Below are 25,034 nucleotides of genomic sequence, written 5' to 3'. Positions count from 1 at the left end.
GAACGCGCTCGCCGCTTCGGCGTACTGACCGGACAGTTCGAGGAGGTCGCCGCGCACACTCGGGATGAGCGGCGATCCGGCCAGCGACGTCGCGTCCACGTCACGCAGGATCGCGAGGCCCGCAGCAGGTCCTGCGGCGCGCCCGTGTGCGACGGCTCGGTTCACCTCGACCACCGGACCAGGGGCCGCCTGCGCCAGCTTGTCGTAGAGCGCCGCGATGCGACTCCAGTCGGTGTCCTGCGCCCGCGGCGCGCGCACGTGTTGCGACGCGATCGAGGCCTGCAGGAAGTACTTGCCGACCGGACGGCCGCGAGCGGCGAGCGTCTCCGCCTGCCGCAGCGCGGCGAGGCCGCGCCGAATGAGCAACGGGTCCCATCGCGTGCGGTCCTGAGCTTCGAGCAGGACCGGCTGACCGCGCTCGTCGAGGCGGGCAGCCATCCGCGAGTTCTGGATCTCGAGCAAGGCCTGGAGCCCCCACACCTCGGGCTCGTCGGGCGCCAGCATCGACAGCATCCGCGCCAACCGCGTCGCCTCGATCGTCAGATCCGGACGCATCCAGTCCTCGCCGGCGGTGACCGAGTAGCCCTCGTTGAAGATCAGGTAGATCACTGCCATGACGTCGTCGAGCCGCCGGGTGCGGTCCGCGCCGGTCGGCAGCTCGAAGGTCGCGCCCGCATCGGACAACGTCTTCTTCGCGCGGGAGATGCGCTGACCGATTGCGGCGTCGTTGGCGAGCAGGCCGCGGGCGATCTCGCTAGTCGTCAGGCCGCCCACCAGCCGCAGCGTGAGAGCCGCGCGCGACTGCGGGCTCAACGACGGGTGACAGCACAAGAAGATGAGCCGCAGCGCGTCGTCCTCGATGTAGTCGACCTGGCTGTCGAGATCGCGCATCAGCTCCTGCTCTCCCTGCAGCTGGGAGTGACCGAGCTCCGCGGTCTTGCGGCGAAGGTTCTCCGCACGGCGGAAGCCGTCGATCGCACGGCGCTTTGCGGTGGTCATCAGCCAGGCCGCCGGGTTTGCCGGCACACCTTCGCGAGGCCACTGCTCGAGAGCGGCGAGCAGCGCGTCCTGGCCGAGATCCTCGGCCAGGTCGATGTCGCGGGTCATCCGGGTCAAGGCACCGACGAGCCGTGCCGACTCGGCTCGCCATACGGCGATGATCGTCTGCTCGGTCGCCTCTGCCGGCACGAAGCCAGCCTAGGGACGGCTGCCCGAGGGCCGCCGCAGTCACCAGGGTGTGCGGCGGCCCTCACGCCGGTTTGCGCTCAGGCGTCAGCGGCTTCCGGAGGAGCGTCTGAGATCTGACGCATGGTCGCGACCATCGAGCACTCCGGCCAGTGCTTCGCGTGCAGCTCGGCGAACTCGCGCTGGCCGGCGATGGCCTCCTCGACCGTGTCGTACTGCAGGATGGCCCACCCGCCGACGACCTCTTTGGCCTCGGCGTAGGGGCCGTCGACGCGCGTCGTCTCGCCGTTGCGTACCACGAAGTTGACGGCGTCCTCGGTGCCGTACAGGCCCCCGCCGTCGAGGAACACGCCCTTCGCGGCCTGCTCGGCGATGTAGACGTCCATCGCGTCGAACAGCGCTTGCGGCGGTGCCCCGATGCCCTCTTCCATCCGCACGAATCCCATGAATCGCGGCATGTCGACCAGTCCTCCGTCTGTGAGTTTGCTGTTTCGCGGGTACGTCGAACGGGTGCACGGCTCTTCGACATCGAGATGCGAAGTTTTTCGGCGAGGTCAGGGGCTTGTGGATCCGGTAATGGCGTGGAGCGCGGTCAGCTCCTTATTGTCCTGTGTGACTTCGCAGTTCGCGTAGGCGACCGGGGCCAGCGTGCCGCCGGCGTACTTCTGCATCGCCTTGGTGCAGGCGGCGGATCGGGCGGCGATCCACGCCGTCAGCGACTGCACGACCTGCTGCTGCTCGGCGCCGGTCTGCACGCCGGCATAGACCTCGCGGGCGGTCGAGCTGACCTGTGCGTCGAGGGCGACGATTCGATGCTCGGCGCAGCCCTCCAGCGCGAGGGTGGTCTTCGCCGGCGACGGGCACGGCAGCAGCGTGAACTTCTCGGGGATCGTGGGCAGCGCTGCCGCGGCAGGCGGTGCGGTCGACGGGACCGGCGGGTTCCCGCCGCTCGAGCTGGACGCGCACCCCGCGGCGGCAAGGCCGGCGATGAGCAGGACGGCGGGGCCGCTGGCGGCGATACGCATTGCTCCATGATGCGCGCGGCACGATCGGTCTCTACGGTGAGCGCATGCCTGAGTTGTGCCTCGCGCAGCGTCCCGACGCGGACGCGCTGCTCTCACGCGATCCGCTCGCGCTGCTGATCGGGATGGTGCTCGACCAGCAGATGCCACTGGAATGGGCGTTCACCGGCCCGTTGACCCTCACCGAGCGACTCGGCCACGGCCTCGACGTGAAGGAGCTCGCCGACTTCGACCCCGAGGCGCTGGCGAAGATCTTCGCGACTCCGCCGGCGATTCACCGGTTCCCCGGCTCGATGGCCGGCCGAGTCCAGCAGCTGTGCCGGCTGATCGTCACCGACTACGACGGCGACCCGGCGGGCATCTGGACCGGCGCCAAGAACGGCGACGAGCTCCGCAAGCGGGTCGAGGCGCTGCCTGGATTCGGCGCCCACAAAGCGAAGATCTTCGTCGCGCTGCTCGGCAAGCAGTACGGCGTGACGCCCCGCGGCTGGCGCGACGCGGCTGGCGACTTCGGCAAGAAGGGCACGCTGCTGTCAGTGGCAGACATCACCGACGGCGCGACGCTGCTGAAGGTGCGGGAGGGGAAGAAGGCCGCGAAGGCGGCAGCGAAGGTCACGAAGGCCTAGAGCCGCAGCGGGTCTGAGTCGCCGAGGTCCCACACCGCGAGACCGTGCAGGTGCTGCGCCCGGGCCAGCGCCACCCGGAGCCGGAAGGAGCGAGCGTCGGCCCACCACAGCGTCGAGCCGTCCGACAGCTCTGCGGTCCACTCGCCGACCGACGGGTCGAACGTTGCGGTGGCGCGGTCCGCGGCGACCAACCGCCTCGCCTGCGCGTCACTGAGCTGCACGTTGCGATGCGGCCGCCACGCGTAGCCGTAGCCGGCTTGACCGAGGTCGATTTGTCGCGCCGGCACCTCCGCACGCAGGGCGGCGAGGCCCTTGCGCTGCCAGGCCAACGCTCCGACCGGCCCCGGCTGGTCCTCCCAGGTGCCGTGCTCGTCGTAGGCCATGAGGATCACTCGGGCGCCCGATCGCGCGATGCCGGCAAGGTCGTACCCACGGTTGCGGTACTCGGAGTCGGTGAGGGAGTTCGAGATACAAACGCTGATCGATGCCGCCCCGGGTAGCTCCGACCGCAGTGCGTCGAGCAAGCCGACCAGGCCTGCCGCGTCGCCCGCCGACAACGACTCGAGGTCGATCGAGACGCCATCCCAGCCCTGACGCCGGACGTCCCCCGCCAGCTCGGCCGCGACCTGAGCGACGTTGTCCCTGCTGGTGAGCAGCCGCCGCGCGATCCTCGGCGAGAAGTCGTTGATGCGGTCGTCCCAGTTGCTGACCAGGAACTCGGCGCGCAACCCGTCGTGGTGGGCCACCCGCATCGACGCGAGCGCCTTCGCGTCCGGGGGGTGAACGCCGGTGCCGTCAGCGGCCAGCGCAACCCCGTCGACGCCCACCGTGGTGATCGCAGCGGCGCTGCGCGTGATCAGTGAGTTCGGGTCGCCAACCTCCTGAAAGGCAGTCACCGCCGGCCTGTCCGCCGTGGATGCCACAGCGGCGGGCGCGACCGACGCGAACGCGAGCAACGACGCTGCGGCGCTGGCGACGCCCCACCGATGCAGCGCGGGCCTCATCCGCTCGAGGCTACGGTCGGCGGGCGATCAGCATCGCTCGAAGGAAGCCGATCAGCGCCGCGACCGCGGCAGCCGCCTCGGCGTACGCCGACAGAGTCTTCTGACCGAACCAGACCGGCTCGTACATGTTCGGGATCGGGCCGAGCGCCCCGACGTCGACGTAGCGGTAGAGCATCACGCCGCCGAACGCTGACGCCGCGACGAGGAACGCGACGAGGTAGCTCGCTTGGCGCCACGGTCCCACGAGCAGCGCGGCCGCGACGAGCAGGGCAACCGCCGACTCGATCCGGAAGACATCACCTTGCGACAGCGTTCCGCCTATCGGGTCGTAACGGCTTGCAAAGTTCAGGTGAACGACCGCGTCGACCACCAGGCCGGCCGCGGCCAGCAGTCGCAGCACGATGTCGATCGGTCCGTCGTAGCGCCTCATCATCTTGAGTTCACGACCTCTGGCTCGATCCGGTTCACGGCACCCGCTACCGGCGGACGACGATCTCGCCGTGCATGTACTGGTGGATGTCGCAGAGGTAGTCGTAAGTCCCCGGCGTGGTGAACACGTGGCGGTAGGTCTGGCCGTGGTTCAGGTCGCCTGAGTCGAAGCCACCCGAGCTCGATCCCGTCGCGGTGTGCGTGACGCTGTCCTCGTTGGTGAACGTCACCGTCGTGCCGCGCGCCACCGAGATGCACGCGGGACGGAAGGTGAAGCCCACGATCGTGACCTTCGCGGCCGACCCGCTGACCGTCACGCAGGATGACCCGGGTCCGGCGGCGTCCCCGCCGGAGTTCGCTGAGCTACATCCCGCGAGCGCGCTGGCCAGCGCGAGCAGGGTGATAACCACAGCAGGGCGCCGGACCCGGGTCATCGTCATGGTGGCGGCCCCTACGCCGTCAGCGCAGACGGTTGGACCGCGCCGGTGATGCCGATGTCGGAGTTGGGCACCGGGTACTGTCCGAGCACGAACGACAGGATCGAGGCGTGCATCGCCTCGACCGGCGCGATCGACGCCGCCGTCGCGATGCCGCCCGGGTCGGTCACGTTCGCCGCCGCGAAGACGTAGGTCTGCGCCGCGGTGTTCTCGAGCCCGAGCGCGACCTTCGCCACGTCCGGCAGGGTCTTCGCCGACTTGAGCGCCGACACCGCCTGCGGAGCGATCGTCAACGGTGTGCCGCTGACCTGCGGGAGGCCGGCGCTGCGGAGCACTCCGTTCCATGCCGCGGCGTGGTCGCTGTGCTGCTTCTGGACCACTGTGGCGAACTGCGCGATCGCCGGCGGGACCTTGCCGTACACGCCCTTGCCGGCGTTGGCCAGCACGAGTCCGTAGCCCGCGACGGCAAGGTTTTCCAACGCGGCCGCGAGTGCGACGACCTTCAGATCGCCGCTGTACGGCGACGAACCGCTGGGCGAGCTCGTCGACCCCTTCGCTGCCGAGCTGCCGGCACTGCTCGAGCCGCCGCATGCCGCCAAGGCGCCCGCACCCACCACCGCGAACGAGCCGAGCAGGAAGTTGCGCCGGCTCGCGGGTGCCTGCGCGACCGACGCGAGCCGCTCGGTGAGCGCGGCCATGTTGTCGCGGACCTGGCCCATCGACTCCTCGTGCAGCCCGTCGAGGTCGCGAGTCATTCCCGCGAGCTCGCGATCCGAGACCGCGATTTGGTTCCTCGCACGCCGGTTCACTTGACGGCTCCTTCACTGGCCGGGGAGGCCGACTTGGTCGGGTAGAAGGCGTCGGGGAAGCCGACGCTGCCGGCCGCCTTCGGCAGCTTGCCGAGGTTCGGCGGAAGCGCGATCAGCTGCGGTGCGCCACCGGCAAGGAGGGCCTGGACCGCAAGGAGAATCGCCTTGTGCTGGGCCTCGACGCCGGCGACGCCCGCAAACAGCTGCCGGAGATCGCCGGTGGAGACCTGCGACACGTTCTTGGTGTAGGTCTGCGCCGCAACGTCTTCGAGAGCGATGGCCAGTCCGACGACAGCCCCGGCGTTGGTCAGCTTCGGCTTCTGGGAGTTGACGTAAGCGAGGTACTTCGGGTCCGGACTGTTCTGCGGCTTGCCACCGAGGTTGGTGACCGCCGCGTTGAAGCCCTCTGCGTGGTCCTGGTGCTGCTTCATCGTCATCTGGGCGAACGCCTTGACCACACCGTTCGCCGACGATCCACCGATGAACGGCAGGCCGAGTGCGACGCCGTACGTCGCGACGGCCAGGTTCTCGATCGAAGCCGCGGTCTGCAGGACGGCAACGTCGTTGCCGGATGACGAAGCCTTGGCTGCAGCCACATAGTCGTCGAGCTGAAGACGGCTCTCGCGCATCGCGTCCGCATGGAGGTCTTGCGACTCTTCCATGAGGCTCGACATCGCGGCGCCGTCGATGGAATCTGACACCGTGCCTCCTAGTCGACTGTCCCGATAGGAACACTGTGGATTCGTCGCCGAGAGGGAATCGGATCAACCGTCTTTGAAGACGTGCTCCTCGACGAGCCGGCGCGGATGCAGTGATTCGAGGTCGAGGTCGGCGAGCTCAGGGCCGAGCTCGCTCGCCAGCTCAGCCTTCGCGTTGTGTGCGAGCTGCCGGAGCTGCCGGAGCAAGCGGCCCGCCTCCGCGGCCGCCTTCGGTAGTCGCTCGGGACCGAAGACCAGCAAGCCGATCACGGCGAGCAACAGCACTTCCGGCAGCCCGACGTTGCTCAGCATTCGGCCGCGACTCGTCGGTCGTGCAGCGAGGCGACGAGGACCGCGACACCGAAGAGCAGGCACATCGGGACGGCCAGTGCGGACATCGTGAACGGGTCCTGGCTCGGCGTTGCGACTGCCGCGAACACAAAGATGCCGAAGAGCACGCCGCGGCTGGCCTTCCGCAGCCGCTGCGCTGACACCGCTCCGATGCGGTTGAGCATGACGACCACGAGCGGGAGCTCGAACGACACCGCGAAGACGAGCACCATCGCGACGACGAACGAGAGATAGCTGGAGAAGCTCAGCAACGCGGTCACACCGCCGTGCGCGAACCCGAGCAGGAAGTGCAGCCCCTTGCCCAGCGTCAGCCACGCGAACGCGCTCCCCAACGCGAAGAGGGTGATCGACGCGACCACGAAGGAGACGGCGTAGCGCCGCTCGTGCGCATAGAGCCCGGGGGTGATGAAACGCCAGGCCTGGAACAGCCACACCGGAGATGCGAGGACGACTCCGGCGTACAGCGAGAGCTTCAGCGTCACCGTGAACGCATCGAGCACGCCGAAAGCAACGAGGGTGCACCGGTCACCGACCAGCCGGTCGCTCGACGGCAGGCCGCAGTACGGGCGTTCGATCGCATGCAACAGCGTGGCGTGAAACACGTACGCGAGAGCGGTCGCGGCTGCGACGGCGGCCAGCGAGACGAAGACCCGATGGCGCGCCTCTCGCAGATGCTGCTCGAGCGACATCCGCCCGTCGGGGCTGGAGTGGACGCCAGCCCGCGCCGGACGGGGCAGTCTCATCGAGAGGTCAGTGCGCCTCGACGGACGGAGCCGCCGCGACCGGTGCGGGCGTCTCGTCGTGCAGCGCGTGCAGCTCGCTCTTCATGATGCGCGCCGACTTGCCAAGCGATCGTGCCGCCTCCGGCAGCCGTTTGGCCCCGAACAGCACCACGAAGACAGCCGCGAGGATCAGCAGATGCCAGGGACCGAACTCACCCATCACGTACCTCCTGTTGCGGGCCAGCGCAGTCGCGGCCTCGCTGACGTCTTCGTCGGCGCATTACGTTCGGATCACTTTGAGGGGGGCGGTCCTCGGCACGCCCTGGGGGTCGCTGCGCGCCGCCGCGGGAGATGGGATCCTGTGCCGTGCCGAACATGACACGCACGTCAGGAAACTGCCGATGACCTTCGAAGCCCCAGCCGCCGCGCCGCACCCCCTCGACCCGCTGACCGTCGACGAAGTTCGCGCCGCAACCGCGGTCTGGCGCGCGGACGCCCGGATCCCCGCCGACACGATCGTCCACGTCGCCGCGCTGTTCGAGCCAGACAAGGACGAGCTCGCGGCGCACTCGCCGGGATCCCCGGTGGATCGCCGCGTGCAGTACCTGCTGCGCTCGCCGAGCAGCCGGGTCGCCTACGTGGTCGTCGTGTCCGCCACGCGCGGCGAGATCACCAGCTTCGAGGAGGTGCTCGACTCACACCCGCCGTACGGCGCGATGGAGCTCTACGCCGCTGGCGAGGCGGCCCGCAACGATCCGCGGTTCATCGCCGCCTGCGCCGCCCGTGGCGTCGAGGACATGAGCAGCGTGCAGATCGACCCGTGGCCCGCCGGCCGGTTCGACGAGCCATGGGAGCTGCTCGCCGACGGCACGACCCGAAGGATCGCCCGCGCGGTCGCGTACTGGCGCGCGGACCGCACCGACAACGGGTACGCGCACCCGCTCGACGGACTGGTCGCGACGATCGACCTCGACACCGTTGAGGTGATCGACGTGCTCGACGTCGACGCCCGCGAAGTGCCGCGGACGCAGAGCCGGTACGACGGCGAACATGCCCGTACGCCGCGGGGATCGGCCAAGCCGATCGAGATCACGCAGCCGCACGGGACGTCGTTCACCCTCGAGACCAACCACGTGTCGTGGGAGGGCTGGAGCTTCCGCTTCACCATGCATCCCGTGACCGGCCTGGTGATCCACAACGTCACCTACCGTGGCCGATCGATCGCTCACCGGCTGTCGGTGTCGGAGATGGTCGTCCCGTACGGCGGCCTGTCGCCGAGCACGCGCTGGAAGAACACCTTCGACGCCGGTGAGCTGTCGATGGGCAAGTTCGTGAACTCGCTGGAGCTCGGCTGCGACTGCGTCGGGGACATCACCTACTGCGACGTCGTCATGGCCGACGACTGGGGCAACCCTTATGTGCAGCGCAACGCGATCTGCCTGCACGAGGAGGACCACGGTCTGGCGTGGAAGCACACCGACCTGCATTCGGGAGACGTGCAGTCCCGGCGCAGCCGGCGCTTCGTCGTCAACTGCGTGATCACCGCAGGCAACTACGAGTACGCCTTCCGCTGGTACTTCTACACGGACGCGAAGATCCAGCTCGAGGTGCAGCTCACCGGGATCATCCAGACCGAGCGGGCCAAGGACGACGGCACTGCGCCGGTCGGCACCCGGCTCGTCATGCCCGGGCTGGCCGGTGCCCACCACCAGCACCTGTTCTGCGCCCGGCTCGACCTCGACATCGACGGCAACACCAACCGGGTGGTCGAGACCGAGGTCACACCGACCGGCGGGCACGCCTGGGAGCTGGCCGAGACCGTGGTCGAGACCGAGGGACCGCGTGACGCCAACAGCGCAACAGGACGCCGGTGGAAGATCACGAACCCGCTCGTTCACAACGGCGTCGGCGAGCCGGTTGCCTACGAGCTCATCCCGGCCGCGACGCCGACGATGATCGCCGCACCCGACAGCCACGTCGCCCGGCGTGCCGCATTCGCGACGCACGCGCTGTGGGTCACGGCCTACGACCCACGGGAGCTTCATGCCGCGAGTGACTACGCCAACCTGAATCCGGGACACACCGGCCTGCCGACGTGGGTGAAGAAGCAGCGACCGGTGGTCGACACGGACGTGGTCCTGTGGCACACCTTCGGCTCCACCCACGTCGTACGCCCCGAGGACTTCCCGGTGATGCCCGTCGAGGTCACCGGCTTCACGCTGCGGCCATACGGCTTCTTCGACGAGAACCCGGCGCTCGACATAGATCCGCCGGATCACTGCCACCACTGACACCAGCGCGTCGTTTCGGCCGGCGCAGGCAGCAGTCCGAACACCTGTCCGGGATACCAATCGCCAACTAGGTGTTTGGGTGCGCAGTGCGTGTGGGATTCTCAACCGTGCTGACCCCGGAAGGCAGACGATGACCACGGACGCGGACATCCTGAGCCAGATCAAGGCGCTCGTCGACGAGGAGCACTCTCTCGCCGGCGGTAGTGAGAATCACGAGCGCCGCCGACACCTCGAGGAACAGCTCGACCAGTGCTGGGACCTGCTGCGCCAGCGACAGGCTCGCCGCGAGGCCGGCCAGAACCCGGACGAGGCGCAAGCGCGCTCGATCGGCGAGGTCGAGGGCTACCTGCAGTAGCACCTCGTACGCCGTGGGGCGACGAGCCTGACCGGTGTCGTAACGTCCTGCGCATGGCTACGCGTGCCGCCGCTGTGCCTCCGAGCCGGCGGTTGCGCGACAAGGAGCGCAGCCCCGCCCAACTGCGGGTTCTCGAGGCCGCGCTCGCCTTGTTCGCTGAGCACGGCGTGAGCGGTACGTCGCTGCAGATGATCGCCGATCACATGGGCGTCACGAAAGCGGCCGTCTACCACCAGTTCAAGACGAAGGACGAAATCGTCCTAGCCGTCGCCCAGCACGAGTTCCGCCACCTCGAGGCTGCCCTAGAGACCGCCCAGCGGGAGCCGTCGAAAACCAAGGCGAGAGCCGCGCTCCTCGTCGCGGTCGTCGACATGGCGGTAGCACGTCGCCGATGGGTGCGAGCGTTACAGAACGACCCGGTGATGATCCGGCTGCTCGCCAGCGACGAGGAACTGACGTTCGTCCTCACGCAGATCTACGGAACGCTCATCGGCGGAAGCACTACCCCGGAGGCTCGCGTCTCCGTCGCGCTGCTCGCCGGCGCGATGGGTGTCTCGCTCGTACACCCCCTGGTCGTCGATCTCGACGACGCCACCCTCCGGAAGGCCCTGCTCAAGGTCGCCCGCCGCACGTTCGAGATTCCCGGCCGACCACCTGGCGAGTAGCCGTTAGGCTAGCCGCGCATAGCCGATCGGCTACGCACCAGGAGGGACCGTGGACACCTCGACCAGCGAGCTACGAGCCACCCGCGCGATCGCTCCTGCGGCATCGACTGCAGCACAATCGATCAGTCTCTGGATCTCTGCGGTGTTCGGCGGGTTCCTGCTGCTGGCCTTCCTGCTCTTCCCGGGCTTCTTTCCCCCGATGCCGGCGAGTTGGTCGGCCACCCGAGTGGCGCAGTTCTACGTCGCGCACACCGATCGCATTCGCGCCAGCATGATCATCTTCAACGTCTGCGCAATCATGCTGGTCCCGTTCTTCACCGTGATCGTGCACCAGCTCAAACGCATGGCGACGGACACCCAAGTGCTGGCCTACTGCTACTTGTCGGCTGTTGTCAGCGGCGCGACCCTCCTGGCGATCGCAGACCTGTTCTGGCTGATCGCGGCGTTTCGTCCAGATCGTGATCCCGCCATCACGCAGATGCTGAACGACTTCGCCTGGATCGTCTTCACCGCACCGGTGGGGATGATCATCGGGCAGTGCATGTGCATCGCGATCGCGGTGTGGCTCGACGCGGGTGCGACCCCGATCTTCCCGAAATGGGTGACGCCCTTCTGCGTAGTGATCTCGGTCCTGATGGCTCCTGCCGCGGGCGCCGCCGCGATGCGCAGCGGACCGTTGGCCTGGAACGGCTTCATCGCGTTCTGGCTACGGATCGTGTCCTACGGCGCGTTCCTGGTCGTCATGTTCTTCGTGCTGCGCCGTGCCATTGCGAGAGAGCAAGCCGAGATCGACGGTGTGGCATGACGAGCGCCGCGTCAGCCGCCGTCGTCGGACAGCCAGAGAAGCTCCGTCGACCGAAGGTCAATCGCGACCTGTGGCTGTGCTGGTGGGTGATGCCGTTCTTCTACCTGATCTTCGGCATCGTCTTCGTCCCGCTCACCCGTGTGATGCCACCTCAGTCGCCGACGAAGTCAACAGCCGGCGTGGTCCACTTCTTCGCCGCGCATCGCACCGGAATCCAGATCGGGTTCGTGCTGCTGCTCATCTTCATCAGCGGTGCGGGCATCTGCGGCGGACTCGTCGCCTATCAGATGAAGCGGATGTCGGTGAACCCCGTGCTCGCCTACAGCTACATCGCCACGCTCGCGGTCGGCGGAATCCCGGGCTGCCTGCTCGGAGCGTTCTCCTTCCTCGTCGGCGCATTCCGGCCTGACCGCGACCCGCAGCTGCTCCATCTCCTCTACGACACGACCTTTTTGACGTTCGTCGGCTCACTCGGCTGCTTCGCGACTAACTACCTTGTGCTCTCGATCGCAATCCTGCTCGACAAGAACGGGATCTATCCGCGATGGCTGGCGTACGTCGGCATCTGGCAGATCGTCACGGAGGTCATCGCCATCCCGTGCTTCATCTACCGCACCGGGCCCTTTGCCTGGAACGGCGCGCTCGCGTTCTACGAGGGGACGCTCATCTTCGGCGTCTTCCTCGTTGCGCTCATCTACACCACGCGGCAGGCGATCGAGACCCAACCGGCTGGCGAGACGATCCAGGCGTGACGGCGATCGCAGGCCTCGCCGTACCAGCGACGGAGGATGAGGAGCGCATTCCGGGCGACGTTCACATGTGGGTCTTCGTGCTCGGCGACCTGGTCATCTTCGGCGTCTACTTCGTCGTCTTCATGGCCTACCGGGTCAAGCAGCACGCGGCCTTCGTCCTGGCGCAGCACGATCTCAACGTCACCACCGGTGCGCTGAACACGCTCGTCCTGCTCACCAGCTCGTGGTTCGTCGCCGGCGGTGTGCGGGCAGTCACCGGCGATCACCCGGCTCGTGCCGCGCGTCTGATTCGCGCGGGCGCCGGATGCGGTGCGCTGTTCGTCGCCATCAAGATCGCGGAATGGAGTGTGGAAGTCCACGACGGCCACACTCTCGGCAAGGGCACCTTCCTGGCCTGTTACTTCATGTTCACCGGGGTGCATCTGCTGCACGTCATCATCGGCCTGATCATTCTCGGAGTCGCGCTCCGCGAGCTTCGCCAGCCGGATCCGCGCAGGTGGCTCACCGAAGCCTGCGGCATCTACTGGCACATGGTCGATCTGCTCTGGGTGCTGATCTTCGTCGTGCTCTACGTAATGCGGTGACTGATGACATCCCCATCACGCTCAGCCAGCCACCCGAGTCATCGCCTGACAACCACGTGGCTGGTCGCCGGCGTGCTGACCGTCGCGTCGTGGGCAGTCACTATCTCCTTCGACACCGGACGTGCGAAGGCGAACACGACCGTCGCCGTCATCGGGCTCGCGCTGGGAGCCGTCAAGGTGCGGCTCATCGTTCAGCAGTTCATGGACGTTCGCACCGCACCGCGGTGGCTCAGGATGTTCACTGATGTGTGGCTTGCCGTACTGGCACTGACCCTGCTCGCGACGTATCTCGCCTCGTGAGCTGTCGCGGGCCGCTGTGCCGGAAGGTCTATTGACTGGAAGCACCTAGTTTGCTGAGGTAGAACCGCGTTCTACCTTTCGAGGACGGGAGCTCGGGGTGCCGCCGTTCGCGCAGTTCCGGCTGTGGCTGAGAGAGGGGCCGCGCGCCGAGCGCTGGGCCGCGGTCTTGGCCACTGCCGTCGTGCTGACTCTTCTGGCGTTCGCGTTGGTGCCAGTCGCCACCTCCTCGTCCTCGACCGGCTTCCCCGTGAGCGGCCCGACGAGCGTCGTCGTACCACCGGGCCCGGGTTCGCACCACCACAACGCCGGTCCGACCTCTCCCGCGCAGACCACCCCGACCACCCCCGCCCTGCCCGGAGGCCCGACGACCCCGCCGGGAACTGCCGTGAGCGGCGGTCGGTCGGCGACGACGCCGGGCTCCCGTACCCCCGAACGGGCCACGAGCGGGCACCCCGCCAAGCCGGGCAGGTCCGCCAAGCCGGCGAGCGACTGCGCCGGAGCGACCTTGACGAGCGGTGATGGGATCACCCCGACCGAGGTCAAGGTTGACGTGGCGACCGTCCAGCTCGCCGGTGCGATCGGGGACGCCGCGTTCAACATCCCGTCGGACCAGAACGGGATCATCGAGGCGATCGCGAACTACATCAATCACCACGGTGGCGTCGCCTGCGGCCGAAAGCTGGCGGTGAAGATCTACCAGGTCAACCCGCTCGACTCGAACAACCAGCAGTCCTCCTGCCTGAAGATGGCGCAGGACAAGCCCATCGCCGTCATCAACCTCGGCAGCTATGTGACGCCGGTCTCGCAGCAGTGCTTCATCAGCAACCACGTGCCGCTGGAGACGAACACCTCCCCCGGAGCGACGCAGGCGCGCGAGGCGTACCCGTACCTGTTCAGCCCGATCGCATCCTCCGAGGAGCAGGTGCGTGACGGCATTCTCGGCGCAGCGGCGCACGGGTTCTTCGAGGCACCGAAGTTCAAGAAGCTCGCGATCATCGAGGACAGCTGCCTGCCGTCGGCCAACGCCGAGATCGCGAAGGATCTCGCCAGCGTCGGCGTGAAGTCCAGCCAGATCGTGGTCTACACCCTGTCGTGCGAGCTGATCGGGTCGCCGACGCAGATCCTCGCGGCTGTCATCAAGGCACACGCCGCGGGAGCGAGCACCGTCTTCCTCGCGTCGACCGTGTTCAACAACGAGAACTACGTGGGCTACGCCAACCAGCAGCACTGGTATCCGACCTGGCTGACCTCTGACTACGGCACCACCACCACCGGCAACGGCGCCTCGAAGTGGACGAAGAACTTCAACGGCGCGATCGCGATCACGAGCACTCGCTCCGGCGAGCTCAACTCCGGCATCCATTCGCCTCGCGAGCTGCTCTGCAACAAGATCCTGCTGGCCAACAAGCTGCCCGGCATCAAGAACGAGAACACCGACGACGGAGCCAGCAGCTTCTGCGACCTGATCTTCTTCCTGGCGCAGGCGATCAACAACGACGGGGTGAACCCGTCGCCGACCAGCATGGTCGAGCACCTCGGGACCATGGGCCGGTTCCGGTCGGCGTACGACGGCGACTCGGTGTGGAACCGACCGGGCCAGCTCACCGGCGGCAGCTTCCAACGCGAGATCGAGTACCACTCCTACTGTCGCTGCTGGAAGACGGTCACTGCGTTCGGACCGGCGTACTAGACCATGGAAGGCGGGCTGGTTCTCGGCTTCATCAGCGGTCTCACCTACGGTCTTCTCGCCGTCGGCATCGTCCTGGTCTACAAGACGAACCGGTTCCTCAACCTCGCTCATGCGCAGTTCGGCGCCCTCTCGGCGTTGCTGCTGTCGAAGTTCGTGCTCGACGACGGTTGGAGCTGGTGGGCGGCCTTCCCGACAGTCATCGCGGTCGGGGCATTGGTCGGGATCCTCGTCGAACGGCTGATCATCCGGCGGCTGATCACGCAGCAGCGCAGTCCGTCGACGATGCTGCTCGTCAGCGTCGGGGTCTCCGAGCTGCTGCTGGCGCTCAACTACATCCCCGCGGTCCAGCCGGACGTGACGAAGCTGGAGTTCAAGGGATATCCGCTGCCGCTGCACAAGAGCTTCACCGTCGCCGGCATCGTGCTCGGCGGGCAGCACATCCTGATTCTCATCCTGGTGCCGGTGCTCGTCATCGCGCTGACGGTCTTCCTGCGGCTGAGCATCTGGGGGAAGGCGATCCGCGCCTGCGCCACCAACCCCGATGCGGCCCGGCTGTGCGGCATCCCGCTGCGTGGCGTCAACGCGTTCGCTTGGGCGCTCGCCGGCGGTCTCAGTGCGGTGACCGCAGTGCTCCAGGCGCCCAGCCAGGGCACCGACAACGCCGCGGGTTTCGGTCCCGACCTGCTGCTGCGCGCGCTGGGTGCGGCCGCGCTCGGCGGTTTCACCAGCGTGCCGATGGCGCTGCTCGGCGGGTTGCTCATCGGCGAAGCGGAGCAGATCACGTTGTCGCAGACGAGCAGCAGCGGCCCGTCCGAGCTGGTGGTGTTCGGACTCGTCGCGCTCATCGTCATCGTTCGCGCCAGGGCACTCGGCGCACTGCGCTCCGGAGAGCTCGCGGCAAGCGAGGAGTTCCGGCCCACGCTGATACCAGCGGCGGTCCGCGACCGGTTCGTCGTGCGGGCGCAGGCCCCGCTGCTGGGCCTGTTCGGGCTGGCGATCGCGGTGGTGATCCCGGTCGTGCCGTTCTTCAACTCCCTCAGCAGCCGTTTCGACCTGCTGGTCGTCGTCGTGATGGCGATCGCGAGCGTTTCGCTGACGATGCTGGTCGGCTGGTCCGGCCAGGTGAGCCTCGGCCACTTCGCGTTGCTCGGGCTGGGCGCCTATCTCACCGCGAAGCTCGGCGCCCACCACCTTTCGCTGCCGCTGATCCTGCTGATCGCGGCAGTGGCCGGTGCCGTGCTGATGCTGATCGTGGCCATTCCAGCCGTGCGCAGCGGCGGGCTCGCTCTCGCGGTGACGACGCTCGGCCTGGCGGTGGTCGCTCCGACGTGGCTGTTCAACCAGTCCTGGATAGGCACGCCGGGCAACGCCGCGGTCATCGTCAACGACGTCGGGCTCTCACCCTTCGGGATCCTGCATTCCCAGCTCGGGCTGTACTACGTCGCGGTTGCGCTGCTCGTCCTCGTCGCGGTCGCGAGCCGCGCGGTACGCCGATCACTGCCCGGCCAGCTCATGGTGGCTGCTCGCGACAACCCGCGTGCGGTGTCCAGCTTCGGGGTCACGCCGACGTCCGTGCGACTCGGGGCCCTCGCGCTCTCCGGGGCAATGGTCGCCGCGGCCGGTGTGGTCTGGGGGCTCGCCTGGCAGACCATGTCCATCGACCTCGTGCCCGCTCAGCTCTCCCTCGTCCTGCTTGCTCCGGCGGTCATCGGCGGCCTCGGCTCCGTCGCCGGTGCCATTGCGGGAGCGCTGGTGATCTACGTACCCGCCTTCTTCATCAGCCCCCACCTGACTGCGGTGTTCGGTTCGTTCGGTCAGCAGATCGGGTTCCAGCTGCTGCTCGGCGGCATCGGCCTTGTCGTCATCCCGCTGATCCGCCCGGGCGGGATCGCGAGCATCGCGCAGAGCGGATGGGAGCGCTTCCTCGCATCGGTCGCGCGCGACGTCGAAACCGTGGCCGAGACCGCCGAGGGTGCACCGCTCGAAGTGGCGGGCCTTGCCACGAAGCTGGGCGGCCGGGTGATCCTCTCTGACGTCGACCTCGAGGTCCGCACCGGGGAGATCGTCGGCCTGATCGGACCGAACGGCGCGGGCAAGACGACCTTGATGAACGTGGTGTCCGGCCATCTCGCCGCCACCGCCGGCAGCGTCCGGGTGTTCGGCCGCGCTGTCACGAACCTCGCTCCTGACCAGCGGGCGCATCTCGGGCTCGGCCGCAACTTCCAAGAGGCGCGGCTGTTCCCCGGGCTGACCGTCCGCGAGGCGCTGCGGGTCGCCCTCGCATCGCGCCAGCGGTCGAGTCTGTTGTCGAGCGCGGTTGCCGCGCCGTGGAGCCGGATGACCGAACGGCGAGCGAAGGCGACGGTCGAGGAGATCATCTCGACGCTCAATCTCGAGCCGTGGGCCGACACCCTCACCGGCGAGCTGTCGACCGGCACTCGCCGAGTCTGCGAGATCGCGACGCAGCTCGCCGCGGCGCCGAAGGTGCTGCTCCTCGACGAGCCGACCGCGGGCCTCGCGCAGCGCGACGCCGAAGCGTTCGGACCGTTGCTTCGTCAGGTCCGCGACTCGCTCGGCTGCAGCGTGCTGGTCATCGAGCACGACATGCCCTTGCTGATGGGCCTGTGTGACCGGGTCTACGCGCTGTCCGGTGGCCGGGTCATCGCATCCGGAAGCCCGGAGGAGATTCGCCACAACGAGCTCGTCGTGTCGTCCTACCTCGGCACGAATGAGATCGCCGTCGCCCGGTCCGGTGCGCGATGACGAGCGCTCTCGCGGTGCGCAACGTCGACTTCTCCTACGGGCGTCTCCAGGTGCTTTTCGACGTGTCGCTGGCGGTCGCCCCCGGTGAAGCCCTCGCGTTGCTCGGCACCAATGGCGCGGGCAAGTCGACGCTGCTGCGGGTCGCGGCGGGGCTCGAGCGGCCGAGCCGCGGCCGGGTCGAGCTGTCGGCCCGTGACGTCAGCGCAACTTCGGCCGAGCAGCGAGTGCGAGACGGCCTGGCCCTCGTCCCGGGCGGAAGGGCGATCTTCGGCGATCTCACCGTCGCGGAGAACCTGCAGATGGCCGGCTTCGTGTTGCGGCGCGACACCCGGCAGCTGAAAGCGCGGCTGGACGACGCCTATGCGATCTTCCCTCGCATCGCCGAGCGCCGCGACCAGCGGGCGGGCACGCTGTCCGGCGGCGAGCAGCAGCAGCTGGCGCTGTGCAAGGCGCTGATCCTGCGACCGACCGTGCTCTGCATCGACGAGCTCTCGCTCGGGTTGGCGCCGACCGTGGTCGCGACACTGCTCGAGTCGTTGGAGTCGATCCGCGCGACCGGTGTCGCCCTCGTGCTCGTCGAGCAGAGCCTCAACGTGGCCGCGTCGATCTGCGAACGTGCGGTGTTCATGGAGAAGGGCGCGATCAGGTTCGAGGGTCGTACGGCGGACCTGATCGAGCGCGACGACCTGGCTCGCGCCGTCTTCCTCGGGGCAACGCCCACGGAGTCACCGGCGCCGCGCCAGCGTTCCCGGCGTACGACGAGGGCCGCCACCAAGAAGCCGGCGCGATGACGCGGCGGCCGCTCAGCACCGCGTGCCTGCTACTGGCTCTCGTGACGCTCAGCCTGGCAGTCGTTGCGACGATCAGCTCCGCCGCGCCGGCTCCGGCACCGCATCTGCGAAGCGGTCACGGCCTGCACGTCACCGCGGTGCGCCGGGTCGACGCGCGCGAGGTCAACGCCACCGTCGACACCGCCGCGCTCGGCAAGCCGGTGAATGTCCGAGTGCTCCTGCCGACCGGCTACGCCTCTCACGTCGCTCGCCGCTATCCCACGCTCTTCCTCTACGCGGGGACCGGCGAGAACGCCAACTCGTGGACGGCGTACGGCGACATCGAAGGTCTCACCCGGAGCCTGCCGCTGATCGTCGTGATGCCGGATGTGGGCTTCGGTGTCGGCGACGGGTGGTTCTCCAACTGGCTGGACCGGCACACGTCGTTGGGGCCGAACCAGTGGGAGACGTTTCAGGTCCGGGAGCTGATCCCCTGGGTCGACGAGAACTTCCGAACCGTGGCTGACCGCTCGGGACGTGCGGTCGCGGGTCTTTCGCAAGGCGGGTTCGGGTCGATGGTCGCTGCCACCCGGCATCCGGACCTGTTCGTCTCCGCTGCGGCGTTCTCGGGTGCGGTCGACATCGCCTACGGCAACCTCAAGCCGCTGTTCCAATCCTTTCCGATCAGCACGACCATCAGCGACTTCGTCCCTCCGTTTTCCATCTTCGGATCGCTCCCGCGGCACGAGGTCAACTGGCAGGGCCACGATCCGACCACGCTGGTCACCAACCTCCGCGGCATGGACGTACACCTCTACACCGGCAATGGCCTGCCGGGACCGTACGACAAGCCGCAGTTCATCCCGCTCGGCGCCGTCGAAGTGCTGGCGCACGCCGAGACCCACCAGATGTACGACCACGCGGTCGCTACCCACGTCCCGATCAAGCTCACCGACTACGGCGCAGGGACGCACAGCTTCCCGTACTGGATCCACGACATGCGCAGCTACCTGCCGGAGCTGATGCGCGTGTTCGCCCGCAACGCGCAGCCGCCGCGCGAGGTCAGCTATGAGGCCACGGCGCCGCGCTGGAGCCAGTGGGGCTGGTCGGTTGCCGACCGCCGCACGGTCGCGGAACAGTTCACCGCGCTCGAGCACGCCGGCCGGGCCGGCTTCACCCTGGCCGGGCACGGTACGGCGACGGTGACGACGCCGGTGTTCTACGGGCCGGGCGAGGAGATCGCGACGACAGTGCGGCATGGTGCGAGCGCGCGCCACCTGACGCTGATCGCTGACGAGGCCGGCCGCCTGAGGCTACGGATCGCCCTGCCGGCGGAAGTCAGCTTCGACGTCTGACGGACCGCCTGGACGACACCGGCGCGGCACCGTCAGCTCGGCCGCCGAGTGCCGCGAAGCAGAAGTCCCAGAGCCGGTCGCCGATCGTCTCCGCCGACTCCGGGTGCGAGGCGTACTCGTAGTGGTGGAACACCGATATCACCAGCTGCTGGATCAGCCACGCGTCGTACTCCGCGTTCGCCGGTCGCAGCGCACCGGTCTCCTGAGCGGCACGGATTTCCGGCAGCAACAGCCGGGCGAACCCACCGGTCGCGCGCGCCAGCTCAGCCGGGTAGAGCTGATGCAGCCGCCAGTGCTCGCTGGTGATGAACCGCGGACCTCCGTCGCCGCGATCGTTGATGGCGAGCACGATCGAGCGGATGTAGAAGCGCAGCCGGGAGACCGGGTCCGGCAGCTCGCGCGCGGCCGTCTCGAGGCCGGCGCACGCCTCGGAGATGAGCTCTTCGAAGACCGCGAGCAGGACCTGGTCCTTGCCTTCGAAGTACTTGTAGAAGGTCTGTACGGCGATGCCCGCCTCTTTGACCAGCTCCTGCGTGGTGAACGCCGAGCCTTTCTCCAGCACCAGCCGCTTCGCCGCCTCGACGAGCTGCTGAGCGCGCTTGACGCTGCGGGTTCGCGATCGCTGCACCGACGGCGAGCGGTCCGCAGCGCGCTCGACCCACGAAGCCGACGTGGCTTCGAGCGGCTCGAGCGGCTCGGTCATAAGGCGGACTCCGAGGAGTAGACGACGGCCCCGCCCAGGTGCGGCGAGGCATGGCAGGCAAGCCCGACGCTAGCGCCCGGCCGCTGCCGGCCGGCGGCGCGACCCGACAGCTGCAGGTAGCACTCGAGCATCTGCGGTACGCCGTGCATCCGGCCGTTGCCCAACGCGCCGCCGCCGGAGAGCACCGGAAGGCCATCAGGCGAGTCGGCGTCGAGGCCGCCCGAGGCGGCGAGCTCGTGCGCCGTTCCGACGGGGCAGAAGCCGAGACACTCCAGCCAGAAGTAGACGAACGGCGAGAACCCGTCGTAGAGCTGCGGCAGGTCGACGTCGTCGTGACCGAGCCCGGAGCTCTCCCACAGCCGGCGCGCCACGTCGGCGCCGACCGCCATGACGTCGTCGAGCGGCCAGTGCGTCGGCAGCCGTCGCCGGTTCGGCTGGCCGGATGCGATGCCGGTGACGTAGACCGGCCGGTGCGGCAGGTCACGCGCCCGCTCTGCCGAGGTCAGCACGAACGCCGCGACGCCGTCGATCGGCAGGTCGCAGTCGTACCGGCAGATCGGGTCGCTGATCAGCGGTGCGGCAAGGTAGTCCTCGATCGAGACCGGCTTGCCGTGCCAGCAGGACCACGGCAGGCGCGAGCCGTTCTTACGAGCCTCGACGACAACGTGTGCCATCGCCTCCCGCGGCGCCGAGTAGCGCTGCAGGTATTCGTTGTAGGTCAGGCCGATCATCGAGATCGGACCGAAGAAGCCGAGCGGGCCGGTCCATTGCAACGGACCGGCGATCTCGGTCATCGGGTTGGCGTGATAGCTGCCCTGCGGGTTGTGCAGCGCACGATGGACAAGCACGTAGTCCGCTGATCCCGAGACGATCGCGTTGACCGCCATTGCGACCGAGCCGGGAATCTGGCCGAAGCCCTGGAAGCCTGCCGCGTAACGCGGGTGAGCGCCGAGGTGCTGCGCGAGCCAGTCGGCGGTCACGACCGTCCGGCCGTCCTCGACCAGGTGGGCGCCGGCGGTCGGGAACAGGCTGCCGGTGACGAAGCCGTCGACCTGCGCAACCTGCAGACCGGCGTCCGCAATGGCGGCGCGCGCGGTCTGCACCGCCAGCGCCCCGAGCGGCAGCGCGCTGTGCCGCTCGATCACGCTCTGGGCGTAGCCGGCGATCGCAACCTGGTTGCGGGCGAATGTCATGGCGCCAACCGGAACGCGGGCACGGACACGCCGTCCGCGATGTCTTCGAAGCTGACCCGGACTCGCGCACCGATCGTCAGCTGGACGTCGAGGTCGTCGAGGAGGCGGGCGACGAGCCGCAGGCCGGCCTGGGCGTCGAGCTCGACGTCGACCAGCCGGTACGGCGTGTCAAAGCCCGGCAGGAACGCCTGCCGCACGACCGTCCACGACCTGACCACCCCGGCGCCGTCGACGGGCATGAACCGGAACTGCGGTGTCACCGAGCCGCAGTGCTCGCAGACCACGTCCGGGGGATGGCTGAACGAACCGCACTCACTGCACCGGGCGATCGTGAGCTGATGGTTGGCAGCGGCCTGCCAGTGTGGCGCGGACACCTCGTCCGGGACGGGGACCGGCCGGTCGCTCACAGGATCGCCCCGGCGTCCTTCATCGCGATGATGGCGTCCCAGTCGTAGCCGAGCTCGGCCAGGATCGCCTCTGTGTGCTCGCCGTGCTCGGGGGCTCGACGCTGCTGTGCGGGCTCGCCGTCGAACTGAACGGGAACGTTGGGCAGCCGGTAGGTCGTGCCGTCATCGAGGGTGACGTCGCCGACATAGCCGTTCGCGGTCACCTGCGGATCGTCGACCAGCTCGGTCACCGCCTGGACGGGTGCCCAGGGCGCGTCGAGACCCGAGAGCAACGACTTCCATTCGGCGTACGTCCGCTCGGCGAACACCGCGTCGAGCGCGTCCACGCACTCGGCACTGTGTTGCCGGCGTGCCGCAAGGTCCGCGAAACGCTCGTCGCCGGCAAGGTCCGCCCGGCCGATCAGGTCGCAGAACGCCGACCAGTACCGGTCACCTTCGAGGAAGACCAACTGGATGTGTCGGCCGTCCTTGGTGCGGTAGACGCCGACCAGCGGGTTGGGGGTCGATCCACGACCACTGACCCGCACCGGCTCGTCACCACCGAGAGCGGCGAGTACGTCGGAGGACAGCGTCCACATCGCCGTGGCGAGCAGCGAGACGTCGACGACACCGCCCTCGCCGGTCCGCTCGCGCCGCAACAGTGCCGCCGAGATCGCAAACGCCAGCGCCATGGCGCCGTTGCGGTCACCCATCGCGCCGCGCTGGCTGATCGGGTAGTCACTGTCCTGCGGCGACAGGATGTGGGCCAGTCCGCCGCGCGCCCAGAACGCCGACGCGTCGTAGCCGGCCTGATCGGCATCGGGCCCGCGCGCTCCGTACCCGTGGCCCCGCGCGTACACCAGCCTCGGGTACCGAGCCCGGACCTCCTCGGCGTCGAGCCCCAACCGCGCCAACGCCCGCGGCCGCAGGCTGGTGAGCAGGACGTCCGCCGACTCGAGCAGGCGGCCGAACACCTCCCGGCCTGACTCACTTCGCACGTCGATCGCCAGCGAGCGCTTGTTGCGGTTGGCCAGCGCCATCGAGAGGTTCACCCCGGCGCGCCCGGCACCGATGCCCTGCGTCATCAGCCCGCGATACGGGTCGCCGGTCAGCGGCTCGATGTGGATGACGTCGGCGCCCCAGTCGGCGAGCAACGCCCCGGCAGAGGGGACGAACACCCACTGGGCCAGCTCGACGACCTTGATGCCGTCGAAGGCGAGCTCATCCACCGCGCGCCTCCACGAGCCGGGACCGGTTGACCTTGGTTGCCTCGCTCCGCGGCATCGACTCGACGATCTCGACGGTCTTCGGGACCTTGTACGCCGCGAGCCGCGACTTGGCGTATGCGATGACCTCGTCCGGCGACGGCGGGTCGGTGACCACCGCGGGCTCGATGATGGCGTGCACGCGTCGCCCCCACTGCGGGTCACGCAGCCCGACCACCACGACGTCGGCGATCTTCGGGTGGTCGATCAGGGCGTGCTCGACCTCGGCGGGGAAGACGTTCGCGCCGCCGCTGATGATCATGTCGACCCGGCGATCCGCGACGTAGAGGTAGCCGTCGTCGTCGAGGTAGCCCATGTCGCCGACGGTCCGGAAGCCGTCCGGCGTCTCCCGCAGCTGGGGCACGTCGCCGACGTACGTCGATCCGCCGTACGACGGCGCCCGCATGTAGATCTCACCAATCTCACCGACAGGAAGGTCGTTGCCGGCGTCGTCGAGAACGCGAACCTCAGTGCCGCGCATGCCGACGCCGACGCTGCCCTCGTGCTTGAGCCACTCGTCGCCACGCAGTGCAGTGATGCCGACCGCCTCGGTCATCCCGTAGGCCATGACGATCTTCTCCGGCCCGACCAGCCCTGCCCAGCGATGCACCAACGACGGCGGCATCGGCGCGGCGCCCTGCTGGATCCACACGATGCTCGACAGGTCGCGGTCGTCGACACCGGGTACGTCGGCCATCCGCTGCAGCATCGTCGGCGTCGCGGTGAAGGTCGTGATGCGATGCTTCTCGATCAGCTCGACGGCTCGGGCGGCGTCGAACCTCTCCAGCACGACGAGGTCGTCACCGGCGAGCAGGTTGTGCAGCGCGCTGAAGGCGTTCACGTGATACATCGGCGCGAGCACCAGGATCCGTTGCGGGCGCGGGATCGGCATCCAGTTGTCGGCCATCGGCGTGCTGTAGAGCGGGTTGAACACCCCCGGCATGGCGCTGAGAATGATCTTCGGCGTACCCGTGGAGCCGCTGCTGCAGATCCCCTGCAGATGCGGCGAGACCGTGTCCGCAAGCTCGGGCACCGGCCGATCGGCGGTTTCGTCGATCCACGGGATGTCGTCGGTCGTGAAGAACACCGGCGCGTCGATCACCTCGCGCAGCCGCGTCAGCTCCCAGTCCGGCAGGTCCCAGCGAACCGGGACGGGGACCGCTCCCAGCTTCCATGCGGCGAACGCCGCCAGGGCGAACTGTGGGGAGTTGCGCAGGCCGAGGGCGAGCCGGTCACCGTGACCGACCCCGCGCTCGGCGAGCGCGCCGGCAAGCTGGCTGGATCGTCGATCGAGCCAGGAGAACGTCACCGCCTCCTCGCTGCCGTCGAGTCGCACCTGCAGATAGCCGGCCGCATCCGGCCGCTCCTGCGCGACGGCCGCGATGCGCGACGCCTGTGACGGGGGCGGCGTTGCGGTGTCGGTCACGTCACTACCCGCCGGCCGGGCTCAGCACCACGACGGGGATCACCCGCTCGGTGCGCGACTGGTAGGCGTTGTAGTTGGGCCAGGCCGCGCAGACGAGGTCCCAGAGCCGCCGTCGCTCGTCGCCTTCCGCCACCCGAGCGTGCACGTCGACGTGATCGGCGCGCACCTGCACCCTCGCGGTGGGGTTCGCCTCGAGGTTGAGGTACCACTGCGGGTGCACCGGTGCACCCCCCATCGAGGCGACGACGACGTAGTCCTCACCGTCCGCCGCGAAGATCAGGGGCGTCGTGTGCGCCTTACCGCTGACCCGACCGGTGTGGGTGAGGAGCAAGGTCGGTACGCCGTTCCAGATGTAGCCGACCTCGCCGTCGCTCTCCTGGTAGGCGGCGACGTGGTCCGGCCCCAGCAGGCTGTAGTCCGGCTGGACGTATCCGTCTTCGCTCACGCT

The 25,034-nt window shown here is 68.5% G+C and carries 29 protein-coding genes; 12 read left to right on the top strand and 17 right to left on the bottom strand.

The window, feature by feature from the left end:
• From VG899_03490 to VG899_03480, 3 genes are all read right to left on the bottom strand, one after another.
• On the bottom strand, positions 1-1,188 hold a 1,188-nt coding region (locus VG899_03490; GenBank protein HWA65417.1), incomplete at its 3' end, for a sigma-70 family RNA polymerase sigma factor.
• Positions 1,189-1,265: 77 nt separating this feature from the next.
• Positions 1,266-1,643: a YciI family protein gene (locus VG899_03485; GenBank protein ID HWA65416.1), complete on the bottom strand. Its 378-nt coding sequence runs from the start codon at positions 1,641-1,643 to the stop codon at positions 1,266-1,268.
• 96 nt (positions 1,644-1,739) lie between these two features.
• Positions 1,740-2,210, bottom strand: a complete 471-nt coding sequence (locus VG899_03480; GenBank protein HWA65415.1) for a lysozyme inhibitor LprI family protein — start codon at positions 2,208-2,210, stop codon at positions 1,740-1,742.
• Positions 2,211-2,254: 44 nt separating this feature from the next.
• Here VG899_03480 and VG899_03475 point away from each other — a divergent pair, with 44 nt between their 5' ends.
• Entirely contained in the window at positions 2,255-2,833 is a 579-nt protein-coding gene (locus VG899_03475) for an HhH-GPD-type base excision DNA repair protein (GenBank protein HWA65414.1), read from the top strand.
• Here the strand turns inward: VG899_03475 and VG899_03470 are convergent.
• The 8 genes from VG899_03470 to tatA form a co-directional block, all read right to left on the bottom strand.
• Positions 2,830-3,837 (bottom strand): glycosyl hydrolase family 18 protein, encoded by a 1,008-nt coding sequence (locus tag VG899_03470; GenBank protein ID HWA65413.1) that lies wholly within the window; start codon positions 3,835-3,837, stop codon positions 2,830-2,832. The two genes, VG899_03475 and VG899_03470, sit on opposite strands and share 4 nt — an antisense overlap.
• A gap of 10 nt (positions 3,838-3,847) precedes the next feature.
• Positions 3,848-4,267 carry a hypothetical protein gene (locus VG899_03465; protein HWA65412.1) on the bottom strand — a complete coding sequence of 140 codons (420 nt, stop codon included), beginning with the start codon at positions 4,265-4,267 and terminating at the stop codon, positions 3,848-3,850.
• A 46-nt stretch (positions 4,268-4,313) separates the two neighbouring features.
• Entirely contained in the window at positions 4,314-4,706 is a 393-nt protein-coding gene (locus tag VG899_03460) for a cupredoxin domain-containing protein (GenBank protein ID HWA65411.1), read from the bottom strand.
• A gap of 11 nt (positions 4,707-4,717) precedes the next feature.
• Positions 4,718-5,458 (bottom strand): ferritin-like domain-containing protein, encoded by a 741-nt coding sequence (locus VG899_03455; protein HWA65410.1) that lies wholly within the window; start codon positions 5,456-5,458, stop codon positions 4,718-4,720.
• A gap of 50 nt (positions 5,459-5,508) precedes the next feature.
• Positions 5,509-6,213 carry a ferritin-like domain-containing protein gene (locus VG899_03450; GenBank protein ID HWA65409.1) on the bottom strand — a complete coding sequence of 235 codons (705 nt, stop codon included), beginning with the start codon at positions 6,211-6,213 and terminating at the stop codon, positions 5,509-5,511.
• A 63-nt stretch (positions 6,214-6,276) separates the two neighbouring features.
• Positions 6,277-6,522, bottom strand: a complete 246-nt coding sequence (locus tag VG899_03445; GenBank protein ID HWA65408.1) for a sec-independent translocase — start codon at positions 6,520-6,522, stop codon at positions 6,277-6,279.
• Positions 6,516-7,304: a twin-arginine translocase subunit TatC gene (tatC, locus tag VG899_03440; protein HWA65407.1), complete on the bottom strand. Its 789-nt coding sequence runs from the start codon at positions 7,302-7,304 to the stop codon at positions 6,516-6,518. The genes VG899_03445 and tatC overlap by 7 nt, the downstream gene beginning before the upstream one ends.
• 7 nt (positions 7,305-7,311) lie before the next feature.
• Entirely contained in the window at positions 7,312-7,503 is a 192-nt protein-coding gene (gene tatA / locus VG899_03435) for a Sec-independent protein translocase subunit TatA (protein ID HWA65406.1), read from the bottom strand.
• Positions 7,504-7,684: 181 nt separating this feature from the next.
• Here tatA and VG899_03430 point away from each other — a divergent pair, with 181 nt between their 5' ends.
• The 11 genes from VG899_03430 (at position 7,685) to VG899_03380 (ending at position 19,613) form a co-directional block, all read left to right on the top strand.
• Positions 7,685-9,574: a primary-amine oxidase gene (locus tag VG899_03430; GenBank protein HWA65405.1), complete on the top strand. Its 1,890-nt coding sequence runs from the start codon at positions 7,685-7,687 to the stop codon at positions 9,572-9,574.
• A gap of 130 nt (positions 9,575-9,704) precedes the next feature.
• Complete coding sequence (locus tag VG899_03425; protein HWA65404.1) at positions 9,705-9,929, top strand: DUF2630 family protein; 225 nt, start codon at positions 9,705-9,707, stop codon at positions 9,927-9,929.
• A gap of 53 nt (positions 9,930-9,982) precedes the next feature.
• Positions 9,983-10,594, top strand: coding sequence for a helix-turn-helix domain-containing protein (locus tag VG899_03420; GenBank protein HWA65403.1), 612 nt, complete (start codon positions 9,983-9,985; stop codon positions 10,592-10,594).
• A 49-nt stretch (positions 10,595-10,643) separates the two neighbouring features.
• On the top strand, positions 10,644-11,399 hold the full coding sequence (locus tag VG899_03415; GenBank protein ID HWA65402.1) for a hypothetical protein: 756 nt from the start codon (positions 10,644-10,646) through the stop codon (positions 11,397-11,399).
• Positions 11,396-12,151 carry a hypothetical protein gene (locus VG899_03410; protein HWA65401.1) on the top strand — a complete coding sequence of 252 codons (756 nt, stop codon included), beginning with the start codon at positions 11,396-11,398 and terminating at the stop codon, positions 12,149-12,151. Before VG899_03415 ends, VG899_03410 begins: the two co-directional genes overlap by 4 nt.
• Positions 12,148-12,735 (top strand): cytochrome c oxidase subunit 3, encoded by a 588-nt coding sequence (locus VG899_03405; protein HWA65400.1) that lies wholly within the window; start codon positions 12,148-12,150, stop codon positions 12,733-12,735. Before VG899_03410 ends, VG899_03405 begins: the two co-directional genes overlap by 4 nt.
• Positions 12,736-12,738: 3 nt before the next feature.
• Entirely contained in the window at positions 12,739-13,035 is a 297-nt protein-coding gene (locus VG899_03400) for a cytochrome C oxidase subunit IV family protein (protein ID HWA65399.1), read from the top strand.
• 97 nt (positions 13,036-13,132) lie between these two features.
• Positions 13,133-14,725, top strand: a complete 1,593-nt coding sequence (locus VG899_03395) for a hypothetical protein (GenBank protein HWA65398.1) — start codon at positions 13,133-13,135, stop codon at positions 14,723-14,725.
• A 3-nt stretch (positions 14,726-14,728) separates the two neighbouring features.
• A complete protein-coding gene (locus tag VG899_03390) occupies positions 14,729-17,488 on the top strand; it encodes a branched-chain amino acid ABC transporter permease/ATP-binding protein (protein ID HWA65397.1) in 2,760 nt (919 codons plus the stop codon).
• Positions 17,485-18,279 carry an ABC transporter ATP-binding protein gene (locus tag VG899_03385; protein HWA65396.1) on the top strand — a complete coding sequence of 265 codons (795 nt, stop codon included), beginning with the start codon at positions 17,485-17,487 and terminating at the stop codon, positions 18,277-18,279. Before VG899_03390 ends, VG899_03385 begins: the two co-directional genes overlap by 4 nt.
• Complete coding sequence (locus VG899_03380) at positions 18,276-19,613, top strand: alpha/beta hydrolase family protein (GenBank protein HWA65395.1); 1,338 nt, start codon at positions 18,276-18,278, stop codon at positions 19,611-19,613. The genes VG899_03385 and VG899_03380 overlap by 4 nt, the downstream gene beginning before the upstream one ends.
• On the opposite strand, the gene VG899_03375 is transcribed toward VG899_03380, so the two are convergent.
• Genes VG899_03375 through VG899_03350 form a run of 6 tightly spaced genes read right to left on the bottom strand, consistent with a single transcriptional unit; the run spans position 19,597 to position 25,031 of the window.
• Positions 19,597-20,316, bottom strand: coding sequence for a TetR/AcrR family transcriptional regulator (locus tag VG899_03375; protein ID HWA65394.1), 720 nt, complete (start codon positions 20,314-20,316; stop codon positions 19,597-19,599). The genes VG899_03380 and VG899_03375 overlap by 17 nt on opposite strands.
• Positions 20,313-21,509 (bottom strand): thiolase family protein, encoded by a 1,197-nt coding sequence (locus VG899_03370; protein HWA65393.1) that lies wholly within the window; start codon positions 21,507-21,509, stop codon positions 20,313-20,315. The genes VG899_03375 and VG899_03370 overlap by 4 nt, the downstream gene beginning before the upstream one ends.
• Positions 21,506-21,916 (bottom strand): OB-fold domain-containing protein, encoded by a 411-nt coding sequence (locus VG899_03365; protein HWA65392.1) that lies wholly within the window; start codon positions 21,914-21,916, stop codon positions 21,506-21,508. The genes VG899_03370 and VG899_03365 overlap by 4 nt, the downstream gene beginning before the upstream one ends.
• Positions 21,913-23,124 (bottom strand): CoA transferase, encoded by a 1,212-nt coding sequence (locus VG899_03360; protein ID HWA65391.1) that lies wholly within the window; start codon positions 23,122-23,124, stop codon positions 21,913-21,915. The genes VG899_03365 and VG899_03360 overlap by 4 nt, the downstream gene beginning before the upstream one ends.
• Complete coding sequence (locus tag VG899_03355) at positions 23,117-24,586, bottom strand: AMP-binding protein (protein HWA65390.1); 1,470 nt, start codon at positions 24,584-24,586, stop codon at positions 23,117-23,119. Before VG899_03355 ends, VG899_03360 begins: the two co-directional genes overlap by 8 nt.
• A gap of 4 nt (positions 24,587-24,590) precedes the next feature.
• Positions 24,591-25,031, bottom strand: a complete 441-nt coding sequence (locus tag VG899_03350) for a nitroreductase family deazaflavin-dependent oxidoreductase (protein ID HWA65389.1) — start codon at positions 25,029-25,031, stop codon at positions 24,591-24,593.
• Positions 25,032-25,034 lie beyond the last annotated feature (3 nt).

This window comes from Mycobacteriales bacterium (assembly GCA_035550055.1).
GTDB lineage: Bacteria > Actinomycetota > Actinomycetes > JAFAQI01 > JAFAQI01 > DASZTV01.
This window is presented reverse-complemented; position numbering and strand designations above follow the sequence as displayed.

Excerpts from the sequence above, each read along its gene's own strand:
- VG899_03485 (HWA65416.1), bottom strand. The coding sequence starts at position 1,643 with ATGCCGCGATTCATGGGATTCGTGCGGATGGAAGAGGGCATCGGGGCA.
- VG899_03480 (HWA65415.1), bottom strand. The coding sequence starts at position 2,210 with ATGCGTATCGCCGCCAGCGGCCCCGCCGTCCTGCTCATCGCCGGCCTT.
- VG899_03475 (HWA65414.1), top strand. The coding sequence starts at position 2,255 with ATGCCTGAGTTGTGCCTCGCGCAGCGTCCCGACGCGGACGCGCTGCTC.
- VG899_03470 (HWA65413.1), bottom strand. The coding sequence starts at position 3,837 with ATGAGGCCCGCGCTGCATCGGTGGGGCGTCGCCAGCGCCGCAGCGTCG.
- VG899_03465 (HWA65412.1), bottom strand. The coding sequence starts at position 4,267 with ATGAGGCGCTACGACGGACCGATCGACATCGTGCTGCGACTGCTGGCC.
- VG899_03460 (HWA65411.1), bottom strand. The coding sequence starts at position 4,706 with ATGACGATGACCCGGGTCCGGCGCCCTGCTGTGGTTATCACCCTGCTC.
- VG899_03455 (HWA65410.1), bottom strand. The coding sequence starts at position 5,458 with ATGACTCGCGACCTCGACGGGCTGCACGAGGAGTCGATGGGCCAGGTC.
- VG899_03445 (HWA65408.1), bottom strand. The coding sequence starts at position 6,522 with ATGCTGAGCAACGTCGGGCTGCCGGAAGTGCTGTTGCTCGCCGTGATC.
- tatC (HWA65407.1), bottom strand. The coding sequence starts at position 7,304 with ATGAGACTGCCCCGTCCGGCGCGGGCTGGCGTCCACTCCAGCCCCGAC.
- tatA (HWA65406.1), bottom strand. The coding sequence starts at position 7,503 with ATGGGTGAGTTCGGTCCCTGGCATCTGCTGATCCTCGCGGCTGTCTTC.
- VG899_03430 (HWA65405.1), top strand. The coding sequence starts at position 7,685 with ATGACCTTCGAAGCCCCAGCCGCCGCGCCGCACCCCCTCGACCCGCTG.
- VG899_03425 (HWA65404.1), top strand. The coding sequence starts at position 9,705 with ATGACCACGGACGCGGACATCCTGAGCCAGATCAAGGCGCTCGTCGAC.
- VG899_03420 (HWA65403.1), top strand. The coding sequence starts at position 9,983 with ATGGCTACGCGTGCCGCCGCTGTGCCTCCGAGCCGGCGGTTGCGCGAC.
- VG899_03410 (HWA65401.1), top strand. The coding sequence starts at position 11,396 with ATGACGAGCGCCGCGTCAGCCGCCGTCGTCGGACAGCCAGAGAAGCTC.
- VG899_03400 (HWA65399.1), top strand. The coding sequence starts at position 12,739 with ATGACATCCCCATCACGCTCAGCCAGCCACCCGAGTCATCGCCTGACA.
- VG899_03390 (HWA65397.1), top strand. The coding sequence starts at position 14,729 with ATGGAAGGCGGGCTGGTTCTCGGCTTCATCAGCGGTCTCACCTACGGT.
- VG899_03385 (HWA65396.1), top strand. The coding sequence starts at position 17,485 with ATGACGAGCGCTCTCGCGGTGCGCAACGTCGACTTCTCCTACGGGCGT.
- VG899_03380 (HWA65395.1), top strand. The coding sequence starts at position 18,276 with ATGACGCGGCGGCCGCTCAGCACCGCGTGCCTGCTACTGGCTCTCGTG.
- VG899_03375 (HWA65394.1), bottom strand. The coding sequence starts at position 20,316 with ATGACCGAGCCGCTCGAGCCGCTCGAAGCCACGTCGGCTTCGTGGGTC.
- VG899_03370 (HWA65393.1), bottom strand. The coding sequence starts at position 21,509 with ATGACATTCGCCCGCAACCAGGTTGCGATCGCCGGCTACGCCCAGAGC.